Source organism: Streptomyces sp. NPDC050287, assembly GCF_044459385.1.
GTDB lineage: Bacteria > Actinomycetota > Actinomycetes > Streptomycetales > Streptomycetaceae > Streptomyces.
On the sequence record NZ_JBITIY010000006.1, the window covers coordinates 44193 to 67645 of the forward strand.

The 23453-nt window shown below is 71.6% G+C and carries 23 protein-coding genes; 12 read left to right on the forward strand and 11 right to left on the reverse strand.

Translation table 11 applies throughout. The features are described from left to right. Positions 1-22: 22 nt before the first annotated feature. The 3 genes from ACIBK3_RS22210 to ACIBK3_RS22220 are packed head-to-tail and all read right to left on the reverse strand — an operon-like array spanning position 23 to position 5985. Positions 23-4489 (reverse strand): HAD-IC family P-type ATPase, encoded by a 4467-nt coding sequence (locus ACIBK3_RS22210; protein WP_399367912.1) that lies wholly within the window; start codon positions 4487-4489, stop codon positions 23-25. Positions 4490-4498: 9 nt separating this feature from the next. Continuing rightward, positions 4499-5005, reverse strand: coding sequence for a hypothetical protein (locus tag ACIBK3_RS22215; RefSeq protein ID WP_399367914.1), 507 nt, complete (start codon positions 5003-5005; stop codon positions 4499-4501). Positions 5006-5064: 59 nt separating this feature from the next. Beyond that, complete coding sequence (locus ACIBK3_RS22220) at positions 5065-5985, reverse strand: helix-turn-helix domain-containing protein (RefSeq protein WP_399368896.1); 921 nt, start codon at positions 5983-5985, stop codon at positions 5065-5067. A gap of 153 nt (positions 5986-6138) precedes the next feature. Between ACIBK3_RS22220 and ACIBK3_RS22225 the strand changes: the two genes are divergently transcribed. The 3 genes from ACIBK3_RS22225 (at position 6139) to ACIBK3_RS22235 (ending at position 9145) form a co-directional block, all read left to right on the forward strand. Further along, positions 6139-7566: an MFS transporter gene (locus ACIBK3_RS22225; RefSeq protein ID WP_399367916.1), complete on the forward strand. Its 1428-nt coding sequence runs from the start codon at positions 6139-6141 to the stop codon at positions 7564-7566. Between the two features lie 145 nt (positions 7567-7711). Beyond that, positions 7712-7918, forward strand: a complete 207-nt coding sequence (locus ACIBK3_RS22230; protein WP_399367918.1) for a hypothetical protein — start codon at positions 7712-7714, stop codon at positions 7916-7918. 81 nt (positions 7919-7999) lie between these two features. After that, positions 8000-9145 (forward strand): serine hydrolase domain-containing protein, encoded by a 1146-nt coding sequence (locus ACIBK3_RS22235; RefSeq protein WP_399367920.1) that lies wholly within the window; start codon positions 8000-8002, stop codon positions 9143-9145. 12 nt (positions 9146-9157) lie between these two features. Here ACIBK3_RS22235 and ACIBK3_RS22240 read toward each other — a convergent pair whose 3' ends face one another. From ACIBK3_RS22240 to ACIBK3_RS22255, 4 genes are all read right to left on the reverse strand, one after another. Further along, complete coding sequence (locus ACIBK3_RS22240) at positions 9158-9775, reverse strand: TetR family transcriptional regulator (protein ID WP_399367922.1); 618 nt, start codon at positions 9773-9775, stop codon at positions 9158-9160. Between the two features lie 26 nt (positions 9776-9801). Further along, positions 9802-10806, reverse strand: a complete 1005-nt coding sequence (locus ACIBK3_RS22245; RefSeq protein WP_399367924.1) for an aldo/keto reductase — start codon at positions 10804-10806, stop codon at positions 9802-9804. A 127-nt stretch (positions 10807-10933) separates the two neighbouring features. After that, the gene (locus ACIBK3_RS22250; RefSeq protein ID WP_399367926.1) at positions 10934-11542 is read right to left on the reverse strand and encodes a LysE family translocator; all 609 of its coding nucleotides are present in this window, start codon (positions 11540-11542) and stop codon (positions 10934-10936) included. A gap of 107 nt (positions 11543-11649) precedes the next feature. Further along, positions 11650-13032: a glycine--tRNA ligase gene (locus ACIBK3_RS22255; protein WP_399367928.1), complete on the reverse strand. Its 1383-nt coding sequence runs from the start codon at positions 13030-13032 to the stop codon at positions 11650-11652. 196 nt (positions 13033-13228) lie between these two features. On the opposite strand from ACIBK3_RS22255, the gene ACIBK3_RS22260 reads away from it, so the two are divergent. The 4 genes from ACIBK3_RS22260 (at position 13229) to ACIBK3_RS22275 (ending at position 16366) form a co-directional block, all read left to right on the forward strand. Beyond that, positions 13229-14188: a zinc ABC transporter substrate-binding protein gene (locus ACIBK3_RS22260; protein WP_399367930.1), complete on the forward strand. Its 960-nt coding sequence runs from the start codon at positions 13229-13231 to the stop codon at positions 14186-14188. Positions 14189-14205: 17 nt separating this feature from the next. Beyond that, positions 14206-14973, forward strand: a complete 768-nt coding sequence (locus tag ACIBK3_RS22265) for a metal ABC transporter ATP-binding protein (RefSeq protein WP_399367932.1) — start codon at positions 14206-14208, stop codon at positions 14971-14973. After that, on the forward strand, positions 14973-15875 hold the full coding sequence (locus ACIBK3_RS22270) for a metal ABC transporter permease (protein ID WP_399367934.1): 903 nt from the start codon (positions 14973-14975) through the stop codon (positions 15873-15875). Before ACIBK3_RS22265 ends, ACIBK3_RS22270 begins: the two co-directional genes overlap by 1 nt. An 80-nt stretch (positions 15876-15955) precedes the next feature. Further along, positions 15956-16366 (forward strand): Fur family transcriptional regulator, encoded by a 411-nt coding sequence (locus tag ACIBK3_RS22275; protein WP_399367936.1) that lies wholly within the window; start codon positions 15956-15958, stop codon positions 16364-16366. A gap of 77 nt (positions 16367-16443) precedes the next feature. On the opposite strand, the gene ACIBK3_RS22280 is transcribed toward ACIBK3_RS22275, so the two are convergent. The 4 genes from ACIBK3_RS22280 to ACIBK3_RS22295 are packed head-to-tail and all read right to left on the reverse strand — an operon-like array spanning position 16444 to position 18549. Beyond that, the gene (locus ACIBK3_RS22280; RefSeq protein WP_399367939.1) at positions 16444-17277 is read right to left on the reverse strand and encodes an isoprenyl transferase; all 834 of its coding nucleotides are present in this window, start codon (positions 17275-17277) and stop codon (positions 16444-16446) included. Between the two features lie 57 nt (positions 17278-17334). After that, entirely contained in the window at positions 17335-18084 is a 750-nt protein-coding gene (gene recO / locus ACIBK3_RS22285) for a DNA repair protein RecO (RefSeq protein ID WP_030928269.1), read from the reverse strand. Positions 18085-18121: 37 nt separating this feature from the next. Continuing rightward, positions 18122-18337, reverse strand: a complete 216-nt coding sequence (locus tag ACIBK3_RS22290) for a hypothetical protein (RefSeq protein WP_399368898.1) — start codon at positions 18335-18337, stop codon at positions 18122-18124. Between the two features lie 5 nt (positions 18338-18342). Further along, the gene (locus ACIBK3_RS22295) at positions 18343-18549 is read right to left on the reverse strand and encodes a hypothetical protein (protein ID WP_399367941.1); all 207 of its coding nucleotides are present in this window, start codon (positions 18547-18549) and stop codon (positions 18343-18345) included. A 115-nt stretch (positions 18550-18664) separates the two neighbouring features. Between ACIBK3_RS22295 and ACIBK3_RS22300 the strand changes: the two genes are divergently transcribed. The 5 genes from ACIBK3_RS22300 to ACIBK3_RS22320 all read left to right on the forward strand — a co-directional run bounded on the left by ACIBK3_RS22300 (position 18665) and on the right by ACIBK3_RS22320 (position 23377). After that, a complete protein-coding gene (locus ACIBK3_RS22300; RefSeq protein ID WP_399367943.1) occupies positions 18665-19495 on the forward strand; it encodes a Scr1 family TA system antitoxin-like transcriptional regulator in 831 nt (276 codons plus the stop codon). Further along, positions 19477-19668, forward strand: a complete 192-nt coding sequence (locus ACIBK3_RS22305) for a DUF397 domain-containing protein (protein WP_399367945.1) — start codon at positions 19477-19479, stop codon at positions 19666-19668. Before ACIBK3_RS22300 ends, ACIBK3_RS22305 begins: the two co-directional genes overlap by 19 nt. A gap of 66 nt (positions 19669-19734) precedes the next feature. Beyond that, entirely contained in the window at positions 19735-21231 is a 1497-nt protein-coding gene (locus ACIBK3_RS22310) for an alpha/beta hydrolase (RefSeq protein WP_399367947.1), read from the forward strand. A 260-nt stretch (positions 21232-21491) separates the two neighbouring features. Beyond that, positions 21492-22688 (forward strand): sensor histidine kinase, encoded by a 1197-nt coding sequence (locus ACIBK3_RS22315; protein ID WP_399367949.1) that lies wholly within the window; start codon positions 21492-21494, stop codon positions 22686-22688. Further along, the gene (locus tag ACIBK3_RS22320; RefSeq protein WP_399367952.1) at positions 22685-23377 is read left to right on the forward strand and encodes a response regulator; all 693 of its coding nucleotides are present in this window, start codon (positions 22685-22687) and stop codon (positions 23375-23377) included. Before ACIBK3_RS22315 ends, ACIBK3_RS22320 begins: the two co-directional genes overlap by 4 nt. Positions 23378-23453: the final 76 nt, after the last annotated feature.

A 23453-nucleotide genomic window follows, 5' to 3' on the forward strand; every position in this document is an offset into this window, starting at 1 on the left:
CTGCAACGACGAAAGACCCTCGTCAGGTCAGTTGCACGGCCAGCTTCGGCCAGCGCTTGACGATCGCCTCCTCCACCGCGGGCAGCGCCCTCTGGCCCGCCAGCGCCGACGCGATCGCCAGTGCCACGGCCGCCCACGCCACCGGGCCCAGCGGCGTGCAGCCGAAGAGCTGGCTCACCACCGGGGTCTCGACCAGCGCCACCAGCGCGACGGCCGAGCCCAGGGACGTGATCTGGACCAGGGGGCTGCCGCGGCGGTCGGCCAGGGTCTGGGCCAGCTGGGTGCCCACCACCGCGCAGAGGGCCATCGTGGTGGAGCGCCGGGCCGTGCCCGGGGTGAAGCGGCCGAAGAGCCAGGCGACGGTCGCGCCGAGGCAGGTGGTGAGGGCGCGGTGGCGGATCTGGCGGATCAGCGGGGCGCCCAGGACGGAGGTGGCGAGGGGTCCGCCGGGGCCCTCGTCTGCGGGTTCCTCCTCCTGCTGGGTCGGTGTGACCGCGACGGCCATCGCCGGGAACAGGTCCGTGAACAGGTTGACCAGGAGCATCTGACGGGTGGACAGGGGGGCGGCGCCCGAGAGCAGGGTGCCGACGATGCCGAAGCCGACCTCGCCCGCGTTGCCGCCGATGAGGATCGCGATGGCGTCGGCGACGCTGTGCCACAGGGCGCGGCCTTCGCGGACCGCCTCGATGAGGACCGTCATGTCGTCGTCGGTGAGCACGATGTCGGCGGCGTTGCGCGCGGCGGCCGAGCCGCGGGCCTGGAGGCCCACGCCGATGTCGGCGGCGCGGATGGCGGCCGCGTCGTTGGCGCCGTCGCCGACCATGCCGACGACCCGGCCGGCGTCCCGCAGCGCTTCGACGACCATGAGTTTCTGCTCGGGCGCGACCCGGGCGACCACGTCGGCGTCCCGCAGCATCCGGGCCCGGGCCGAGCGGTCGGCGGCGCCGAGTTCATCGCCGGTGACCACGCTCGCGTCCTGTGGCCAGCCCAGGTCGGCGGCGATGGCGCGGGCGGTCTGCGGGTGGTCGCCGGTCAGCACGACCGGCCGTACACCCGCCTCCCGCAGCCCCCGCACCAGCGCCGGGGACGACTCGCGGGCCACGTCGGCGAGGGCGAGGAAGCCGGTGAACTCCAGTGCGTCCAGGGGCTCGTCGAGTACGTCCGCCGCCTTCTCGCCCGATTTCAGCGGGCGCCGGGCCACCGCGAGGACCCGCAGCCCGTGACCGGCCAGGGAGTGGGACCGGTCCCAGATGTGGGCGGGCAGGACGGCGCAGGCGGGCAGCACGGTCTCCGGGGCGCCCTTGACCACCAGCACCGGGGAACCGTCCCCGTCCCGGCCGACGGCGGCGGCGTACCCGCGGGCCGCCTCGAAGGGCAGGCCCTCGATCTGCTCCCAGTCCTCGTCGGGTCCTGCGGCGTCCAGGACGGCCTCGTCGGTGGCGTGCGGCTGGCGGGCCGAGTCGCCGTTGAGCTGGGGGCAGGCGCGGGCGGCGGTCCGCAGCGGGCCGGCCGCGCCGGGCTCGTCGAGGGTGTGGACGGTGCCGTCGGCGTCGGCCACGCGGACCAGGCGCAGCCGGTTCTCGGTGAGGGTGCCGGTCTTGTCGAAGCAGATGGTGTCCATCCGGCCCAGCGCCTCCAGTGTGCGCGGGGCGCGGACGAGGACTCCGCGGCTGCTCAGCCGGCGGGCGGCGGCCAGCTGCGCCACCGTCGCCACCAGCGGCAGCCCTTCCGGTACGGCGGCCACCGCGACGGCCACGCCACCGCTCACCGCCTGCCGGATCGGCGTACCCCGCAGGAGTGACAGGCCGGTCACCGCGGCGCCGCCCGCCATCGTCAACGGCATGGCCTTGCGGGTGAGTTCCTGCAGCCGGGCCTGCACCCCCTTGGCCGGCGGGACCCGGGCGGCGAGGGCGACGGCGCGGGCGGCCTCGGTGCGCTCGCCGGTGTCCACGACGACCGCCTGGGCGCGTCCGGCCACCACGGTCGTCCCCTCGAAGACCATGCAGTGCCGTTCGGCGACGGAGGCGTGCGGGGCCGGGTCCATGTCCTTGTCGACGGGCAGGGACTCGCCGGTCAGCGCGGACTCGTCGACCTCCAGGCCGTCCTCCCACAGCAGCCGGGCGTCGGCCGGGACCACGTCGTCGGCCTTGAGGTCGATGACGTCGCCGGGGCTGAGCTTGGCGGCGTCCACGACATGGGTCTCCTCGGGGGAGTCCGCGACCCGCGCCTTCTGCTTCTGCTGCGCCAGCAGCCCGGACAGCGCCCGCTCGGCCCGCAGCCGCTGGAACCCGCCGACCAGCGCGTTCAGGTCGAGGGCGCCGACGACCAGCAGGGCGTCCACGACCGACCCGAGGATCGCCGACGCGGCCGACCCGACCACCAGCACCGGGGTGAGCGGATCGTCGAGCTCGTTCCGTACGGCCCGGCCGAGTTGCAGCGACCAGCGTGCGGGGGCCAGCGCGGGCAGTCGTACGACGGTGTCGGCGGCCGTGCGCATCCGGGCCGTCGCCTGTTCGACGGCGCCCGGCTCCGGGGGCGCCTCCCGCGCCAGCCGGTCGCGGACGTCGTCCGGGTCCAGTTCGTGCCAGGCCACCCGGGGCCTGGGGTGGGGGGCGCGGGTCAGCGCCACGCGGAGGGCCGCGCGGGCCCCGCTGAGCAGGGCCGCGGCGGCGCTCACGTCGACGGGCGCGTGCCGCAGTCCGGGCAGGGGCGAACCGTTGCCCCGGCGGGACTCGCCGACGGCCACCAGCAGCCCGGACAGCGCGGCGCCGGACCGGGCCAGGGTCTGCGACCGGTGGCCGACCGCACGGGCCACGGGTACGGCGCTCAGCAGCCGCCATACGTCGGTCAGGCCGTGCGGGGCCAGGACGTCCGCACCCCACACCACCTGACCGTCCGCGTCGGTGACGGCGACGGCCACGTCACCGCGCAGGAGCCCTTCGGTGACGTCGGCGTCGGCGTGCGGGCGGGGCCGGGCGACGGTGATGACACCGCCCTCGTGGCGCAGTTCGTCCACCACCTCGCCCAGCGGACGGTCGGCGCCGACCACCTGGTCGGCGAGGCCGGTGAAGTCGGCGAGCGCGGGATCGTCCACGACCACGACCCGCAGTCCGGCGCGCCGGGCGGCGTCGAGGACGGCCTCCGTCCAGGGGTCCGCGCCGGCTCCGGGGGTGCGCAGCGCGCTCGGGTGGAGGACGACGGTGCCGGCCATCTCCAGCTGCCGCAGCCGGTCCGGGTCGCGCACCAGCACACCCGTCCCGGACAGGGCGGCGCTGAGGACGGCGTGGAAGGCGGCGGGACCGTACCGGGCGGCCTTGGGCGAGCCGGCCAGGACCGCCTCGGCGGCCTCGGCGACGTCGTGCTTGACGAGCATCGCGGCGACGGCGCCCAGCAGGCTGCCGGCGGAGGCGTGCGCGGCGTACTCCTGGGCGGGCGAGGTCCGCAGCGGCGGGCGCAGCGTCGGGTCCGCCGGGACGCTGTCCCGGTCCGGGGCGCACAGCTCGTCGTGCACGGTCTCGAAGGTGGCCGTACGGGCGAGCGCCTCCCCGAGCTGGCAGCCGCGCAGGGTGCCGTCGAGCAGCAGCGAGGTGGGGGTCTGGCCGACGCCGTGCACGACCGCGTTGGCGGAGGCCAGCGCCACGTCCATCCGGGAACCGCCGAGCCGGGCGCGCAGCCAGGAACGGAAGCGGGGATTCTCCCGCAGCAGGGTCACCGTCGCCGTCACCAGCCGGGGCGAGGGCGGCAGCCGCAGCGCCGACGCGGTGAAGGCGGCCGCGGCACCCAGCGCGTCGGCGCCGAGCGCCAGGGCGGTGGTCCGCACGGAGGCCGGATCACCGGGGTGCGTCAGCTCCTCCACGTCGTCGCCGCCCACGGGGACCAACCCGTGCCGCTCCGCCAGCGCGGACGCGCGCTCCATCACCTCGTCACTGACGGCGTCCTCGACCGCGACCACGACCAGCCGCTCCAGCCCGCGGTCCCAGTACGCGAGCGCCACGTCAGGGTGCTCGGCGAGGGCGGCGGCGACCCGGCGGGCGAGGTGTTCGGTGCGGGGGGAAGGGGTTTCCGGCCTCTCTGGCGCCTCGGTTGTCTCTGTAGCCTCTGTCGCCTGTGTTGTCTCTGTCGCCTCTGTTGTCTCTGTCGCCTGTGTTGTCTCTGTCGCCTCTGTTGTCTCGGCGGTCTCTATCGCCTCGGGCGTCTCTGTTGTCTTTGGTGGGGTCCGTCGTGGTGTCTCTGTCTGCGCGCGCAGTGCGAAGTGGGCCCGGGTTCCCGAACGCCAGTCGCGGGTGTGGCGGCCCGGGGCCGCCGTCCGGGCGACCCGGGCCATGCGGAGGGCGAAGTCCGCGCCGCGTACGCCGGCGCGGGCCGTGCCCGCCGCGGCTCCGGCGGCCGCGCCGACCGCCGGAGCCGCCCCGCGCGCCAGCAGCCGCGGACCGGCCAGCACGAGGTCGGCGGCGACCGCTGTCGGGCGGGTGAGAAGTCCTGTGCTCATCACGCTCCCTCAGCCGCTCGTACGCTCATGCCGGGCCCCCGCGGCAGGGGCCGCATGGTGGGTGGGCAACTTGTCGGAGGGCGTCCTCGGCACCGCCGTACGCCCCGCGCCCGACGGGGCGTGGGACGCCAGCACCTGCGGCGTCGGCGTATCGCCGCCCGGCACATCGGCGTGGCGGCCCGCACCCTCCGGTCCACCGACGGCTCCGGCGCCCTCGGCCCTCTGGCTCTCCTCAGCCTCGCTCTTCCCGTCCGTCTCCGCACGCCGTGGCTGCGTCAGCCACGCCACCGCCGCTCCGGTGACCGCGACGGGCCACTCCACGACTCCCGCGACACCCAGCACTCCGGCACCGGTGTACACGGCGATCCGCCGCCCGCGCGGCGACACCGCTCCGACCTTGTCCAGCGCGCCCTCGGCCGCCCGGCCCACCGTCCCGGCGCCGGGAACCTTGCGCAGTACCGAGGCGGCCGCTCGCAGCGGTTGCGGGAAATCCAGTGTCGACTTCTGCTCGGCCATGACTCTCCTCGTGGTCGGTACCTCACCTTCCGATCACCGAGTTCCCGCACTTCGGAGAGTCATCCGCAGGACAGGGCCACCCCGTTCTCCCGGTTCTCCGGCTCCCGCTCCCGTTCCCCCTCCCGCTCCAGCGCGAGTGCGTGCAGCCGCTCCAGCCGCTGCCGCGACTCCTCGTCGCAGGGCACGTACGTCACCACGCGCGGCCCGGCCTCCGGTCCCAGCCACAGGTCGGTGTGGTCGACGACCAGACGGCCGACGTACCGGTTGAGGAACTCCTTGCGCCGCACCCGGTGCGTGCCGACCTCGTGCCGCTCCCAGGCCTCGCGGAAGTCCGGGGACTCCGCGCGCAGCCGCTTGAGCAGCATCTTCCAGGCGGGCTCGGCGAGGTGGCCGGCCATCGTGGCGCGGAGCCGGGCGGCCATCAGGCGCTGGGTCTCCTCCAGGCGCACGATCGAGGAGCGCCACTCGTCGTGGGTGTAGCAGAGCAGCATGCAGTTGCGGTCCTCGGGCGGCACCGCGTCCAGGTCGCACAGCAGCAGACCGTAGGTGCGGTTGTAGGCGAGGATGTCGTACCGGCTGTTCTGCACGCAGGCCGGCACCGGCTCCAGCTGCTCCAGCACCGTCCGCAGCGCCGGGGTGATCGACGGGCAGACGGTGGCCGGCGTCGGGTCCACGGCTCCGGCGAGCTGGAACAGGTGCGCGCGTTCGCTGGGGTCGAGCAGCAGGGCGCGGGCGAGGGCGTCGAGGACCTGGACGGAGACCTGGATGGCCCGCGCCTGTTCGAGCCACGTGTACCAGGTGACGCCGACCGCGGCGAGCTGGGCGACCTCCTCACGGCGCAGTCCCGGGGTGCGGCGCCGCCTGCCGCGCGGCAGGCCGACCTGCTCCGGGGTGATGTGCTCGCGGCGGTGGCGCAGGAAGGCGGCGAGCTCGTGCCGCCGGATCTCCGACACGGCGGGCCCCTGCGCGGCTCCGGGCATGCTCTCCTGGGCCGTGTCAGCCACGTCGGCCATGTCTGCCATGGTGGTCATGCCCTCCAGCCTGCCTGCGCCCGGACCCTGTTTCCAGGTGGTTCTTGTACCAGGATAAAGAGACTCTGGTACCAGTCTCACGGCGGTCGCAGGCTGTGGAGCGTGACCGAAACCATCACCTCGCACCAGGTCCGCTCCCCCGTGGCGCCACCCTCGCTCGGCGGACTCGGACTCTTCACCGTGCTGCTGGCCGCGGCACTGCCCCTCATCGACTTCTTCATCGTCAACGTCGCCCTTCCCACCATCGGCGCGGACCTCTCGGCGAGCGAGTCCGTCCTGGAACTCGTGGTCTCCGGGTACGGCCTCGCGTACGCCGTCCTGCTCGTCCTGGGCGGTCGCCTCGGCGACCTGTTCGGACGGCGCCGGTTCTTCCTGGGCGGCATGGCCGCCTTCGGCCTGACCTCACTGGCCTGCGGGCTCGCGCCCACCGCCTGGACCCTGGTGGCGGCCCGGGTCGCGCAGGGCGCGGCGTCCGCCGCGATGCTGCCGCAGGTCCTCGCCACCATCCAGGCGGCGACCGCGGGCCCGCGCCGGGCCAAGGCGATGGGTCTGTACGGCGCCACGGCCGGCCTGTCCATGGTGCTCGGCCAGATCCTCGGCGGCGTTCTGGTGTCCGCCGACATCGCCGGCACCGGCTGGCGCGCGGTGTTCCTGGTGAACGTGCCGGTCGTCCTGGTCGGCCTGGTCCTCGCGGCCCGCGCGGTCCCGGAGACCCGGGCGCGGCGCCCCGAGCCGGTGGACGGCCCCGGCACGGTCCTGCTGGCCGCCGCGCTGCTCACTCTGCTGGTCCCGCTGACCGAGGGCCGGGCGTCGGGCTGGCCGTTGTGGACGTGGCTGTCGCTGGCCGCCTTCCCCGGCGTGGCGGCGGCGTTCTACGCGGTCGAGCGCCGGGCGGACCGGCTGGGCCGTACGCCACTGGTGCCGCCGAGCCTGTTCGCGCTGGTGTCGCTGCGGCGCGGACTGGTGATGATCCTGCCGTTCTCCGTCGGGTTCAGCGGCTTCATGTTCGTGATCGCGGTGGCCCTGCAGGAGGGCGCCGGCCTCGGCCCCGTCCAGGCGGGTCTGGCGCTGGCTCCGCTGGCGGTGACGTTCCTCGTCACCTCGATCGCCGGACCACGCCTGATCACCCGGTACGGCACCCGGGTGGTGACCGCGGGCGCCCTGCTGCAGGCGCTGGGCATAGCCCTGATCGCGCTGGCCGCGTGGCGTTCCTGGCCGGACCTCGGCCTGCTCGCCCTGCTCCCGGGCGGCGCGGTCGCGGGGGTGGGCCAGGCGCTCCAACTCCCGGTGATCTTCCGGATCGTGCTGTCGGAGGTGCCGTCCGCCCGGGCCGGCGTCGGCAGCGGCGTGATGACCACCACCCAGCAGTCCGCGCTGGCCCTCGGCGTGGCCACCCTCGGCACCCTGTTCCTCTCCCTCGTCCCCGGCCTGGGCATGCGGGACGCCCTGATCACCACGCTGCTCGTGCAGCTGGGGGCGATCGCCGTGACCGGTCTGCTGAGCCTGCGCCTGCCGAGGACGATCGACTGAGGCTCCCGTGGGCTGCTCCCGCGCGGACCGGGCGTCAGAGCACGGCTTGGACAACTCGGTGTGAAGGATCCCCCGTTGATGTTGGTCTTGCTGCACACTCCTTGCTGCGTCGACCGACTCACAGGTCGCGGCCCCTGGAGGCAGCATGCTGGAGATCAACACGAGCAAGGTGAGCCGCTGGGACCAGCACGGACGCGAACACGTCGTGCGGGTGCGGCGGTCGGGCGTACAGCGCACGATCAGCTGTGACACGTGCGGGTGGCGCAAGGGCGCGCAGTTCCTGCCCTGGCTGAAGGCGGAGGAGCATCTGGCTCAGGCTCATCAGGCGACGGTGGATCCGGCGGGGACGTAGGTCCGCCCGGCGCTCTCCGATGACTTTCCGTCGCGGGAGGGGTCGTACGTACGACGATCACCCGGACCGGAAGGCCGAGCCATGAGCGATCTGCACGACATCCTGCGACGGTATGTGGACGACGGGTCGGTCCCGGGTGCTCTCGGCCTGGTGGCCCGCGGTGACGACGTCGAGGTGGTGACCGTCGGCTCCGTGGACGCCCAGGGCACCGCCCCGATGGCCCGGGACACGATCTTCCGGATCGCCTCGATCACCAAGCCGATCACGGCCGCGGCGGTGCTGATGCTGGTGGAGGACGGGCTGGTCGGGATCGACGACCCGGTCGAGGAGTGGCTGCCGGAGCTGGCGAAGCCGAACGTGGTGCGCACCCCCGACGCCCCGGTGGACGACGTGGTCCCCGCGGCCCGCCCGATCACTGTCGAGGACCTGCTCAGCTCGCGCACCGGCTGGGGTTTCCCGTCCGACTTCTCGCTGCCCGCCGTCCAGGCACTGTTCGACGTCCAGAAGGACGGCCGTGAGCCGCAGGCGTACCCGGATCCGGACACCTGGCTGGCCGCGCTCGCCCGGGTGCCCATGGCGTACCAGCCGGGCGAGGCCTGGCTCTACGACACATCGTCCAACCTGCAGGGCATCCTGGTCGCGCGGGCGTCGGGCCGTACGCTCCCGGAGTTCCTGGCGGAACGGATCTTCGAGCCGCTCGGCATGAAGGACACGGCGTTCGAGGTACTGGCGTCGAAACGGGACCGCTTCACGAGCTACTACCGCGTCGGGCGGTCGGGCGCGCTGGAACTCGCGGACGCCCCGGACGGCGACTGGAGCACGGTCCCGGCGTTCCCCTCCGGCGGCGGAGGCCTCGCCTCCACGGCGGACGACTGGCTGGCCTTCGCCCGGCTGATCCTCGGCGCCGGCACGGCGAACGGGCACCGCCTGCTGTCCCCCGGCGCGGTCAGCCGTATGACCACCAACCACCTCACGGCACGCCAACGCGAGATCGGCGCCCTGTTCCTGGAGGACCAGGGCTGGGGCTACGGCGGCCAGGTCGACGTCACCCCGGTCGACCCGTGGAACGTCCCGGGCCGCTACGGCTGGGTCGGCGGCACCGGTACCACGGCTCACATCGTCCCGCCCACCGGCACGGTCGCGATCCTGCTCACCCAGGTGGGCATGCGGAACCCGACCCCGACGCCCCTGATGCGCGACTTCTGGCGCTGCACGGCGGCGGGCTGAAGTCCCTGGGCCTCAGCCAGGGCCTGTTGCGAAAGTGCCCTCTGCCGCGCGCAGCCCCCGGACCACCAGGTGCACCACGGCCTCGAACTCGCCCTGTATCTCCGGCAGTTCCCACTCCCGGGCGTGGCAGGGGTCGTGGAAGCGGTCGGTCGCGTGGAAGACGGCGGCGGCGGTGGTCGCCGGGTCGGCGCTCGTGAAGGCGCCGGTGTCGACGCCCGCCCGGATGATCACGGCCAGTTGACCGATCAGCTCACCGATGTGCTCGCCGACCACCTCACCGGCCTCGCCGGCCAGGACCCGGTACGTGGCGAACAGCTCCGGATCGCCGCCCGCCTTGCGGCGCTTGGCGGCGAACAGCGCGGCCAGCCAGTCCCGCAGCCGGGTCTCCGGGTCACCGTCCCCGGCGACGATCTGGGCCAGCACCTCGGTCGTACGGTCCAGCCACCGCTTCGTCACCGCCTCCCGCAGCGCCGCCTTGGTCCGGAAGTGCCGGTAGACGCTGCCATGGCTGACGCCGAGGGCGCGGGCCACGTCCACCACGGTCGCCTTGGCCGGGCCGTACCGGCGCAGCACCTCCTCGGTGGCCTCGAGGATGCGCTCGGCGGTCAGGGTCTCGGTGGTCGGTGCCATGGGTCAGACCGTACCCGGAGCGGGGATCACCGCTCGACCTGCGACATCAGGGCCGCCGGGTAGCGCTCCCCGGCGGCGGCGTCCGCCGGCACCGCGTCCTCGATCGCCGCCAGCTCGGCCGGCTCCAGCGTGACGTCCAGCGCGCCGAGCGACTCCGTCAGCCGCTCCCGGGTACGGGCGCCGACCAGCGGCACGATGTCCTCGCCGCGGGAGAGCACCCAGGCGATCGCGATCTGGGCGACGCTGACCCCCTTCTGCTCGGCGATCTTCCGCAGCGCCTCGACGAGGTTCAGGTTGTGCTGGAGGTTCTCACCCTGGAAGCGGGGAGAGTGCGCCCGGAAGTCGTTGGCGGCGAGCTGCCGGTCGCGGCTGAAGTGCCCGGAGATCAGGCCCCGGGACAGCACGCCGTACGCGGTGACGGAGATGCCCAGTTCACGGGTGGCCGGCAGGATCTCGGCCTCGATACCGCGCGAGATGAGGGAGTACTCGATCTGCAGGTCGGAGATCGGGGCGGTGGCGGCGGCCCGGCGGATGGTCTCGGCGCCGACCTCGCTCAGCCCGACATGACGGACGTACCCCTTCTCGATGAGCTCGGCGATCGCGCCGACCGTCTCCTCGATCGGCACGGCGGGGTCGAGCCGGGCGATCCGGTAGACGTCGATGTGGTCGACGCCGAGGCGCTGGAGCGAGTACGCGGCGAAGTTCTTCACGGCGGCCGGGCGTCCGTCGTAGCCTGACCAGCCGCCGTCGGGGTCTCGCAGGGCGCCGAACTTGACGCTGGTCAGGGCCTGTTCGCGGCGGGCGGCGGGTGCGGTGCGCAGCGCCTCGCCGATCAGCATTTCGTTGTGGCCCATGCCGTAGAAGTCGCCGGTGTCGAGCAGGGTCACTCCCGCCTCCAGGGCGGCGTGGATCGTGGCGATCGACTCGGCCCGGTCCGCGTCGCCGTACAGCGCGGACATGCCCATGCAGCCGAGACCGAGTGCGGAGACCTGGGGGCCGGTGCTTCCGAGGGTGCGCGTGTGCATCGTCATGGCATCCACCATGACATGACAGCTGACAGATTTCAATATCTGTCAGCTGTCACTGTCCGTCATTGAGGTGTCGCCGGCCCGCCCTGGTCCGACGCCACCGCCGGCCGCGACTGGTCCGTCGCCGTCGTCAGCCGCTGTACGCCAGCTTCAGCCCGAGTGCCACGAAGGACACCGCGAAACTCCGCCGCAGCCACGCCATCGCCCGGGGCCGTGCGGTCACGTGGTGGCGCACCGAGGCCGCGAGCAGCCCGTACCCGACGAAGACGACGAAGGTCACCAGCATGAAGACACCGCCGAGCGCCGCCATCCGCAGCACCGAGTGCGGCTCGTCGGGGCTCACGAACTGGGGCAGGAAGGCCAGGAAGAAGATCGTCACCTTGGGATTGAGGACGTTGATCAGCACAGCACGGGTGATCACCTGCCGGGTCGTGGCGGGCGCGGTGTCCCGTTCGAGCTCCATCGCCCCCTTGTCCCGGACCATGGCCCACGCCATGTGGAGGAGGTAGCCGACCCCGGCGTACTTGAGGACCTGGAAGGCCGTCGCGCTGGCGTGCAGCAGCGCGGCGAGGCCGGTGACGGTGGCCAGCACGTGCGGGACGATCGAGAGCGTGCAGCCGACGGCGGCGGCCACGCCGGCGCGCCGGCCGCGGGAGAGCCCGGTGGCGAGGGTGTAGACGACCCCGGTGCCCGGGGTGACACAGACGACAAGGGTGGTGAGAAGGAACGCGATGCTCATGCGGTCCACCCTGGTAGCGCGACGGCCCTCGACACAGGTCCACTGAGGGACCCGTATCGAGGGCCAAAGAGCGGGCGAGGAGCTCTGAAGAGAGGAGGGGTGGAGTCCTAGCAGCCGATCAGGCGCGCGGCCAGGTACCCCTCGATCTGGTCCAGCGACACCCGCTCCTGCTTCATGGAGTCCCGCTCGCGGACGGTCACCGCGTTGTCCTCCAGCGTGTCGAAGTCGACCGTCACGCAGAACGGCGTACCGATCTCGTCCTGACGCCGGTAGCGGCGCCCGATCGCACCCGCGTCGTCGAAGTCGATGTTCCAGTTCTGGCGCAGCGTCTGGGCGAGCCCCTTGGCCTTCGGGGACAGCTCGGGGTTGCGGGACAGCGGCAGCACCGCGACCTTCACCGGCGCCAGCCGCGGGTCGAGCCGCAGCACCGTGCGCTTCTCCAGCTTGCCCTTGGCGTTGGGTGCCTCGTCCTCGATGTACGCGTCGAGCAGGAAGGCGAGCATCGCGCGCCCGACACCGGCCGCCGGCTCGATGACGTACGGCGTCCAGCGCTCGCCGGCCTCCTGGTCGAAGTAGGAGAGGTCCTGGCCGGAGGCCTTGGAGTGGGCGCCGAGGTCGTAGTCGGTGCGGTTGGCGACACCCTCCAGCTCGCCCCACTCGTTGCCGCCGAACTGGAAGCGGTACTCGATGTCGGCGGTGCGCTTGGAGTAGTGGGAGAGCTTCTCCTTCGGGTGCTCGTACCAGCGCATGTTCTCCTCACGCAGGCCCAGGCCCGTGTACCAGTTCCAGCGCTGCTCCATCCAGTACTCCTGCCACTTCTCGTCCTCGCCCGGCTTGACGAAGAACTCCATCTCCATCTGCTCGAACTCACGGGTGCGGAAGATGAAGTTGCCGGGCGTGATCTCGTTGCGGAAGGACTTGCCCATCTGCGCGATGCCGAACGGCGGCTTGCGGCGCGAAGTGGTCTGCACCTGGGCGAAGTTGGTGAAGATGCCCTGCGCGGTCTCGGGACGCAGGTAGGCGATGGAGCCGGTGTCCTGGGTCGGGCCGAGGTGGGTGGAGAGCAGACCCGAGAACTGCTTGGGCTCGGTGAACTGGCCCTTGTTGCCACAGTTGGGGCAGTTCACGTCCGCCAGACCGTTCTCCGGGGCGTGGCCCTTCTTGGCCTCGTACGCCTCCTCCAGGTGGTCCGCGCGGAACCGCTTGTGGCAGGCGGTGCACTCGGTGAGCGGGTCGGAGAAGGTGGCGACGTGACCGGAGGCGACCCAGACCTCGGGGGCCAGGATGACGGACGAGTCGATACCGACCACGTCCTCGCGCGACGTCACCATGTAGCGCCACCACTGGCGCTTGAGGTTCTCCTTGAGCTCGACACCGAGCGGCCCGTAGTCCCAGGCGGCCTTGGTGCCGCCGTAGATCTCACTGCTGGGGAATACGAAGCCACGGCGCTTGCTCAGGCTGACGATGGTGTCGATCTTGTCGGCGGCCACGGTGCTCTCTTCATTACGACGACGGGCGACGAAGCGAGTTGCTTCAGAGCGAATGCTTCAGGTTACCGGCGGGGACTGCCCCTCAATCAAATCGGATGGCCTTCGAGCGCACCCCCGGCTCCTCACCGGGCCCTTACCCAACCCGCACCCGGGAGCTTGTTGACAACGGTTTCCATATTTGATGAAAATGACTGTCATGAACGTACGACGTCGCCTCATACCCACGGCCGCCGTGACCGCCGTCACCGCCCTCGGCCTCGCCACCCTCTCCGCCTGCTCCGCCGAGAGCGCCGCGGCCGGCAACACGGACAAGTTCGACGTCGTCGCGTCGTTCTACCCGCTGCAGTTCCTCGCCCAGCAGATCGGCGGGGACCATGTGAACGTCACCAGCCTGACCAAGCCGGGTCAGGAGCCGCACGACCTGGAGATCAGCGCGCGGCAGACCGCGCGGCTCCAGGAGTCCGACGCGGTGCTCTACCTGAAGAACCTCCAGCCCGCCGTCGACGACGCGGTGACCCAGTCCGAGGTCAAGACCAAGATCGACGCTGCCTCCCTCACCTCGCTGGAGAAGCACGGCAACGAGGTCGGCGGTCACGCGGCCGAGCACGACGACCACAAGGACGAGGAGCTGGCCGGCCTCGACCCCCACATCTGGCTCGACCCGGTGCGCTACGCCCAGGTCGCCGAGGGTGTCGGCAAGGCCTTCGAGAAGGCCGACCCGGACAACGCGTCCGACTACAAGAAGAACACCGCCGCCCTGGTCACGAAGCTCGGCGCCCTCAACACCCGGTTCAAGGACGGCCTGACGAACACCAGGACCAAGGTCTTCGTCACCACGCACGCCGCCTTCGGCTACCTCGCCGAGCGCTACGGCCTCACCGAGGAGGCCATCAACGGCCTCGACCCCGAGTCGGAGCCCAGCGCCAACCGCGTCAAGGACCTTGAGAAGATGGCGAAGGCCGACGGCGTCACGACCGTGTTCTACGAGACGCTCGTCAGCGACAAGACCGCGAAGACCATCGCCTCGGACTCGAGCCTGAGGACCGACGTCCTCGACCCGATCGAGGGCATCACGTCCAAGTCCAGGGGCGGCGACTACTTCCAGGTCATGGAGTCCAACCTCAAGGCGCTGCAGACCGCTCTCGGCGCCAAGTGATCCCTACGGAGGACCTCGTGAGCGAGCCCGTCATCTCCCTGCGCGGCGTGCGCGCCGAGCTGGGCTCGCGGCCCGTCCTGCGCGGCATCGACCTCACCGTGGACCGCGGTGAGGTCGTCGCGCTGCTCGGCGCCAACGGCTCCGGCAAGTCGACCGCGATCCGCTCGATCATCGGCCAGGTACCGGTCAGCGCCGGCGAGATCAAGCTGTTCGGCGCCCCGCGGCACGGCTTCCGCGACTGGGCGCGGGTGGGCTACGTACCGCAGCGCACCACGGCCGCGGGGGGCGTGCCGGCGACGGTCACCGAGATCGTCTCCTCCGGCCGGCTGTCCCGGGCCCGCTTCGGCGTGCTGCGCAAGGCCGACCGCGCCGCCGTACGCCGGGCCCTGGAGCTGGTCGGCATGGCCGACCGCGCGAAGGACTCCGTCGACGCCCTCTCCGGCGGCCAGCACCAGCGGGTGCTGATCGCCCGCGCCCTCGCCGCCGAACCCGAACTCCTGATCATGGACGAGCCGATGGCGGGCGTCGACCTGGCCAGCCAGGAGGTCCTGGCACAGACACTGAGGGACCAGGTGGCATCCGGTACGACCGTCCTGCTCGTCCTTCATGAACTGGGCCCCCTGGAGCCCTTGATCGAACGGGCGGTCGTCCTGCGCGACGGCTGCGTGACCCACGACGGCCCGCCCCCGCGCGCCCTGGGTCAACACGCCCTGCCCGGCCACGACCACGTCCACCCGCACGCTCCGGCGGGCGCCGAACCGATCCGTACGGGACTGCTGAGCTGATGGACCTCCTGAACTTCGCCTTCATGCAGCGGGCCCTGCTCGCCGCCGTCCTCGTCGGCATCACCGCCCCCGCCGTCGGCATCTACCTCGTCCAGCGCCGCCAGGCCCTGATGGGTGACGGCATCGGCCACGTGGCCATGACCGGCGTCGGCCTCGGTTTCCTCCTGAACGCCTCCCCGGTGTGGATGGCGACCCTGGTGTCCGTCCTCGGCGCCGTCCTCATGGAGCTGATCCGCTGGTACGGCAAGACCCGCGGCGACATCGCCCTCGCGATGCTCTTCTACGGCGGTATGGCCGGCGGTGTGATGTTCATCAACCTCGCGCCGACGGGCTCCAACGCCAACCTGACCTCGTACCTCTTCGGCTCCCTTTCGACGGTGAGCGAGTCCGACGTCACGGCGATCTGTCTGCTGGCCGCGTTCGTGGTCCTGGTCACCCTGGGTCTGCGCCGCCAGCTGTTCGCGGTCAGCCAGGACGAGGAGTTCGCCCGGGTCACGGGCCTGCCGGTGCGGGCGCTGAACCTGCTGACGGCGATCACCGCGGCGGTGACCGTGACCGTCGCGATGCGCGTCGTCGGCCTGCTGCTGGTCTCGGCACTGATGGTGGTGCCGGTGGCGGCGGCCCAGCAGCTGACCCGCAGCTTCGTCGCGACGTTCGCGGTCGCGGTGGCCATCGGCGTGACGGTGACCATCGGCGGCACCGTGACCTCGTACTACCAGGACGTACCGCCCGGTGCGACGATCGTGCTGCTGACCATCGCCGCGTTCATCGCGATGACCGCGCTGGCCGCCCCGCTGGCCCGGCGCCGCGCACGGGCACTGGCCGCCGCACAGCCCGCCGGGGACCCGGCGGAGTGCGCGATTCCGGCCGGCCGTGAGCCCGACGAAAAGGTCGGCGTCTGACCGGGGAAGCCCGAGCCACAGGCTCTGACAGACCGGACTGGCACAATGGCCGGGCAGGGGCAGACGCGAGGAGGCAACCGGTGACCACCGCAGGACCGTCCGTGAAGGGCCGTGCGACCCGGCAGCGGGCCGCCGTGGCTGCGGCGCTCGACGAGGTCGACGAGTTCCGCAGCGCGCAGGAACTGCACGACATGCTCAAGCACAAGGGCGACTCCGTCGGGCTGACCACGGTCTACCGCACGCTCCAGTCCCTCGCCGACGCCGGCGAGGTCGACGTCCTGCGCACCTCCGACGGCGAGTCCGTCTACCGACGCTGCTCCACCGGCGAACACCACCACCACCTCGTCTGCCGCGTCTGCGGCAAGGCCGTCGAGGTCGAGGGCCCGGCGGTGGAGAAGTGGGCGGAGGCCATCGCGCAGGAGCACGGCTTTGTGAACGTGGCGCACACGGTGGAGATCTTCGGAACGTGCGAGGACTGCGCGGCCAAGTAAGCCCGTGGAATGCGGGCTCAGCCCGTCGAATCCGGGCTCAGCCCGTGGAATCCGGGGGCTGAGTCCCCGGACCTCCGTCACTCCTGCTTGCCCTCCATGGCCAGCAGCTCCTCGTTCGGGATCGCCCCGCCGAACCGCCGGTCCCGCGACGCGAACTCCAGACACGCCCGCCACAGGTCACGCCGGTCGAAGTCCGGCCACAGCACGTTCTGGAAGACCATCTCGGCGTACGCGCTCTGCCAGAGCAGGTAGTTGGACGTGCGCTGCTCCCCGCTGGGCCGCAGGAACAGGTCGACGTCCGGCATGTCCGGGTAGTACAGGTACTTCTGGATCGTCTTCTCGCTGACCTTCGACGGGTCCAGCCGTCCCGCCTTCACGTCCTCCGCGATCGCCTGCATCGCGTCCGCGAGCTCGGCCCGGCCGCCGTAGTTCATGCAGAAGTACAGCGTCAGCTTGTCGTTGTCCTTGGTCTGCTCCTGCGCGACCTGGAGCTCCTTGGCGACGGACTTCCACAGCCGGGGCATCCGCCCGACCCACCGCACCCGGATCCCGAGTTCGTCGAGCTGGTCCCGGGTCTTGCGGATGAAGTCCCGGTTGAAGTTCATCAGGAAGCGCACCTCGTCCGGCGACCGCTTCCAGTTCTCGGTGGAGAAGGCGTACAGCGAGATCGCCCCGACGCCCATCTCAAGACCGCCCTGCAGCACGTCCAGCACCCGCTCGGCGCCGACCTTGTGCCCCTCCGTACGCGGCAGCCCGCGCTCCTTCGCCCAGCGCCCGTTCCCGTCCATGACGATCGCCACATGGTTGGGGACCAGCTCACCCGGGAGCTTCGGCGGCCGCGCCCCGGACGGGTGCGGCTCCGGCGTCCTGTACTCGCGGCGCTGGCGCCCCAGAATCCCGCGTCCGGCCATGTGCTTCTCGTCTCCTCTGTGGTGCTTGTGCTCTGTGGTGCTTGTGCTCTGTGGTGCTCACGACTTTTCCACGTACCTGAGCGAGCGCAGTCCGCGCTCCAGGTGCCAGTGCAGGTAAGCGGACACCAACCCGCTCCCCTCCCGCACATGCCGCGCCTCGCAGGCGTCCGCAGTCTCCCAGTCTCCCGTAAGCAGCGCTCCGAGGAGTTCCAGGGCCTCCGGCGACGGTACGACACTCCCGGGCACCCGGCAGTCGACGCAGACCGATCCTCCGGACGCCACGGAGAAGAACCGGTTCGGCCCGGGCATCCCGCACTTCGCGCAGTCGCCGAAGCTGGGCGCGTATCCGTTGACGGCGAGGGACCGCAGCAGGAAGGCGTCGAGAACGAGATGCGGTGCGTGCTCACCACGGGCCAGCGTCCGCAGCGCCCCGACCAGCAGCAGATACTGCTGCACCGCCGGCTCGCCCTCGTGGTCGGTGAACCGCTCGGCGGTCTCCAGCATCGCCGTCCCGGCGGTGTAGCGGGCGTAGTCCGCGACGATGCCGCCGCCGTACGGCGCGATGGTCTCGCTCTGCGTACACAGCGGCAGCCCGCGCCCGATCAGCTCGCTCCCCCGCGCGAAGAACTGCACGTCGACGTGGGAGAAGGGCTCCAGCCGGGCCCCGAACTTCGACTTGGTCCGCCGTACCCCGCGGGCCACGGCCCGTACCCGCCCGTGACCCCGCGTGAGCAACGTGATGATCCGGTCCGCCTCACCCAGCTTCTGGGTGCGCAGCACGATGCCGTCGTCGCGGAACAGACTCATGGGCCCATTCTCGCCTACGACGGCAGCGTTCAGTGCCTCAAGGCACCTCGCCGCGGCTGCGTGCGTTGGCGTACGCCGTCGCCGCGCTCAGCCGCTCGGCCGGGGTGGCCCGACGCACGGCGTCCGGACCGGCGTCCCACTCCCTGCCGCCGCCGAGCGGTCTCAATTGCACGTACGGCCCCTCATGCCCCATCACGATCCCCACCCGTCCCGTCCGGGTGTCCACGACATACGACCCCCTGGGCGGCTTCATCGCCTTCATCGCAGAGCCTCCGCGAGCCGTCGCGCGGTCTCCACGGAACACCTCCCCAATTCGACGAGCGGGCAGGGCGCCTCCCGCGCGAGGCTCACCGGATCGAGCCCCAGTGACGGGAGTGCAATTCCCGCGACAAGAAGCGCCGCGCGCAATTCGTTCACCGTGTCCTCCGCTTCTTCGACGCCGAGCGCCGAGTGCTGTGCACCCACCGTGCTCCCCTTCCTTTTCGGGTTTCACTCCTTCCCTCTCCACAATGCCCCTCTCCCTCTACACTCGGCAGGCGTCTGTGCACTACAAGTGCGGGTCAGCACAAGGAGGTTGGCCATGGCCAACGGTTCACGGCAGGCGGTCTGGGAGTTCTTCGGAGCAGAGCTCAAGCGCAGGCGGGAGGACGCGGGGATCACCCAGGCGGAGCTGGGGCTGAGGGTTTTCGTGTCCGGCGGGTACATCGGGCAGTTCGAACAGGCCATTCGGAAACCGCAATTGGATGTGGCCCAGCGGATTGACGAGGTACTACAAACCGACGGTTTTTTCGAGCGGCTGTGCCGGAAGCTGATTGACGACCGGCGGTATGCGGATTACTTCGCGGGGGTTGTGGAGCTGGAGCGGCTGGCGACATCGATCTGCGACTTCGAACCGACCGCCGTTCCGGGGCTCCTGCAGACGCCGGCCTACACAAGAGCGCTCACCCTGGCGACACATCCGTTCGCCTCGGACGAATTCGTCGACGACAAGGTCACCGCCCGCATGGAGCGGTCCCAGATCCTCAGGGACGCTACAAGGCCCGTGTATTGGGCGATCGTGCACGAAGCGGCCCTCCGCATCCCGGCGGGCGGACCGGAGGTCGCAGCTCAGGCGCTGGAGCATCTGGCCTCGTTGGCACGTGAACGGAGGGTGCTGCTCCAGGTGCTCCCGTTCGCAGCAGGGGCACCCGCCGACAGTGGCTCCCTCCGGCTCATGGAGTTCGACGACGCACCCCCGGTCGCCTATACAGAGACGTCGTTTTCGGGCACGTTGCTCGACGACCCGGCCGTGGTGAAGCGAGCACAGCGCACATACGATCTACTCAGGGGCGCCGCGCTGTCGCCGGAGGCGTCCCTCGCCCTGATCGAGTCGGCGGCTGAGGACTTCAGACGATGCACGAGTACGACCTGAGCAACGCGAGCTGGCGCAAGAGCAGCTACAGCAACGGCGACGGAGGCAACTGCGTCGAGGTCGCCGACGGAGTCCCCGGTGTCGTTCCCGTCCGAGACAGCAAAGTCCCCGGGGGGCCGGTGCTGTTGGTCAGGTCGGCCGCCTGGGCGGAGTTCGTCCGGCACCTGGGGTAAACCCCCCTGTGGATACGGCAGTTGACCGGATGGGGTGCCCGGCGAAGATCGACCAGGCTCCTCCCCATGAAGCAGATCACGCGCAACGCCTCCCTCGTCGCCGTCCCCGCGGCCCTCCTCGGGCTCACCGCCCCACTGACCGCGTCCGCGGCGACCCCAGCCTCCGCCCCCACGCCTACCTCCTCCCTCGCCTGGGCCAAGTGCGCCGGCACCGGCCTCGACCCCCGTCAGCAGTGCGCCACTCTCACGGTGCCGATGGACTACGCCGACCAGGGCGGGCCGAAGATCGACATCGCCGTCTCCCGTATACCGAGCGAGAACCCCGGCACACGCCGTGGCGCCCTGTTCCTCATCCCCGGTGGGCCGGGCGGGACCAGTCTGGGCGACCCGTCGGGGAAGGGGCAGAAGCTGCCGCAGGCCGTGCGGGACGCCTACGACCTGATCGGGTTCGCGCCGCGCGGGCTCGCCCCCTCCACCTCCGTCAGTTGCGGACTCGACCACGCCGACCTCGCCACCTCCAAGTTGCGGCCGTGGCCCGCCCCGGACGGGTCCGTCGGCGAGAACATGGTCACCGCCAGGCGGATGGCCGGCGCCTGCGCCGGCAACGGCGGTGAGCTGATCCGGCACCTCAGTACGGCCAACGAGGCCCGCGACCTCGACCGTCTGAGGGCGGCGCTCGGTGAGCGCAGGATCTCCGCGTGGGGGGTGTCGTACGGGACGTACGTCACAGCCGTCTACAGCCGGCTGTTCCCGAACCGTACCGACCGCGTCGTGCTGGACAGCAACGACAACCCGGACCCCACCCGCGTCTCCCGGGGTTGGCTGGCCGCGCACGAGCAGGGGGTCGAGGACACCTTCCCCGAGTTCGCGAAGTGGGCGGCGGCGCCGGGCAACCCGGACCGGCTGGCCGGGACGGCGGCCGAGGTGCGGCCGTTGTTCCTCCGGCTCGCCGAGCGGCTCGACCGGGAGCCGATCCCCTGGCCCGGCGCCAACCCCGAGGAGCTGAACGGCAACGTGCTGCGCCAGACCCTGCTGGACGACCTCTCCCGGCCCAGCAGCTTCCCCGCTCTGGCCAAGCTGATCCTCGCGGCACAGGCCGGTACGGTGCCGCCCGCGCCCGCCGCCCCGCCGGAGGCGGTACTGCAGAACGTGGCGGCCGTCGGCGCCGGGACGCTATGCAACGACATCGCCTGGCCGACCTCCGAGGCCGAGTACCAGAAGGACGTCGACGAGAGCCGGGTGAAGTTCCCGCTGACCGCCGGCATGCCCCGTAACGCGATGCTCTGCGCCGCCTGGCCGTTCGCGCCGAAGGAGCCGCCGGTACGGATCACCGACCAGGGGCCCTCCAACATCCTCCTCGTACAGAACGAACACGACCCCGTCACCCCGCTCGCCGGCGCCCTCAAGCTCCGCCGCGCCCTCGGCGACCGCGCCGTCATGGTCACCGTGAACTCCACCGGCCACGACTCCTACCTCGCCAACGGCAACGCCTGCGGCGACGAGACCGCCTCCCGGTTCCTGGCCACCGGAGAGCGCCCGGCTCAGGACGTCTACTGCCGCTAGTGCTGTGACCGCATAGCTTCTCTGCCACCGGGCGCTACATTCACCGGGCTAGACTGGCCGGCCCTGCCGTGCCGTGCCGTGTGGTGCGGATGCCGGACGGGTCGTACCGAACGGGCTGGCGGCCCGCGGGCCGTGGCCCGGTCCTCAAGTCGCTCAGCGCTGGACCCGCCGAATCATGGGGGATGATGGAAGACCAAGCAGCCCGTGCACCATCGGGCTCTGCATCCCCCACCCCGACGGACCTCGCACGCACGAGCCCGGTGTCCGCTGCGACCGCCCGGCTCCGCCTGCTGTCGCGGTGGTGGGAATCACGCCCCACCGCCACCAGGGACCGCGAGTTCGCGCTCGTCTTCACGGTGCTGTCGTTCGCGGCGCCGCTGTCGCGGATCGGGGCAGAACTCGGCGCCCTTACCACCCACGGCGCGTCCGACGGAAGCGTGCTGGTGACCTTGGGGCAGACCCTGCCGCTCGCGGTGCGCACCCGGTGGCCGACCGCCTGTCTCGCGGTGGTGGGGATCTCGTTCGCGGTCCACGAGTCCCTCGGCTACCCGCCGACCTTCGGCAGCCTCGGGCTGTACATCGCGCTGTACTCGGTGGGTGCCCACCAGGAACCCCTCCCGCGGGTCGTACCACTGATGGCGACGGGCGGATACGCGGTCCTCTGCGCCGTCCTGTACACGTTGGATTCGCCCAACGGCTTGACCGACTATCTGGTCTACTACGTGGCTCTGACGGCGATGTGGGCCCTGGGCGTCCTGGTCCGCGAGCGGCGGGTACGCGAGGCCGAGCGGCGGCTCCTGTCCGCGCAGGCGGCCATCGCCGTGGAACGCAGCCGCATGGCCCGGGAGTTGCACGACGTGGTAACCCACCATGTGACCGCGATGGTGGTGCAGGCCGGCGCGGCGCAGTACGTCACCGAGTCGCCGGACCGCGTCAACGAGGCCCTCGTCGCCATCAACGGCACCGGCCGCCGCGCGCTGGCCGAACTCCGGTTCCTGCTCGGCGTGCTGGAGGCGACCGGCGATTCGGCGTCCCGGACGCCGATGCCGGGCCGGGTGCCCGACCTGGTGGAGCAGACACGAGCGGGCGGCCAGCCGATCTGGCTGGTCGAGGACGGAGAACAGCCGGACATGGCCATAGGTGCCCACCTCACGGCGTATCGCGTCGTGCAGGAATCCCTGACGAACGCTGTGAAGTACGCCGCGGGCCAACGAACGCTGGTACGGCTCGCACACACCCCCGGCTGGACGGACGTCGAGGTCACCACCGCCGGGACGGCCGACGGCGCGCCCGCGTTCGCCGCCCTCCGCGACGACGCCCCGCAGGTCTCGGGAGGCCGGGGCCTGACCGGGCTGCGGGAACGGGTGGAGATGTCGGGCGGCGAGTTCGCGGCAGGGCCCCGCCCCGAGGGCGGGTTCCGCGTGTACGCACGCATCCCCACGGGAGGTACCGCGTGAGTGTTCCGCCCGCCGTGATCAGGGTGCTGGTCTGCGAGGACCAGGCCCTCGTACGCACCGGCTTCGTCACGATCCTCTCCGCCCAGCCCGACATGGAGGTCGTGGGGGAGGCCGTGGACGGCCGAGCGGCGATCCGGAGCGCGGAGGAGCTGAAGCCGGACGTCGTCGTCATGGACATTCGCATGCCCCTGCTCGACGGAATCGAGGCCACCCGCCACCTGGCGGGCCCCGAGTCCCTCAGCCCCGCGAAGATCCTGGTCGTCACCACCTTCAACGTCGACGAGTACGTGTACGAGGCCCTCCGCGCCGGTGCCAGCGGCTTCATGCTGAAGGACGCCGCACCGCCCGAACTGATCAACGCGGTACGCACCGTTGCCCGCGGTGAGTCCCTCCTGGCCCCCGCCGTCACCCGCGCACTGATCGGCCGCTTCGCCGAACGCCTACGCCCCTCCGCCGCCTCCGCGTCCCCCGAACGCGACCGCCTCAAGGTCCTCGCCCCCCGCGAGCACGAGGTCCTCCTCCTCATCAGTGAGGGCCTGTCCAACGCCGAGATAGCCACCGAGTTGGTCATCAGCCCTGAGACCGTGAAGACCTACGTCTCCCGCATCCTCACCAAACTGAACCTCCGCGACCGCGTCCAGGCGGTGGTCCTGGCGTATCGGGCGGGGTTGGCGGGGCGCGGGGACTGAGCCCGACACGAACCTCGTTGTCCTCGAAAGCGTTGTCCCCCGAGCGAGCTACACGATGTGTCCACCCAGGGGTGAA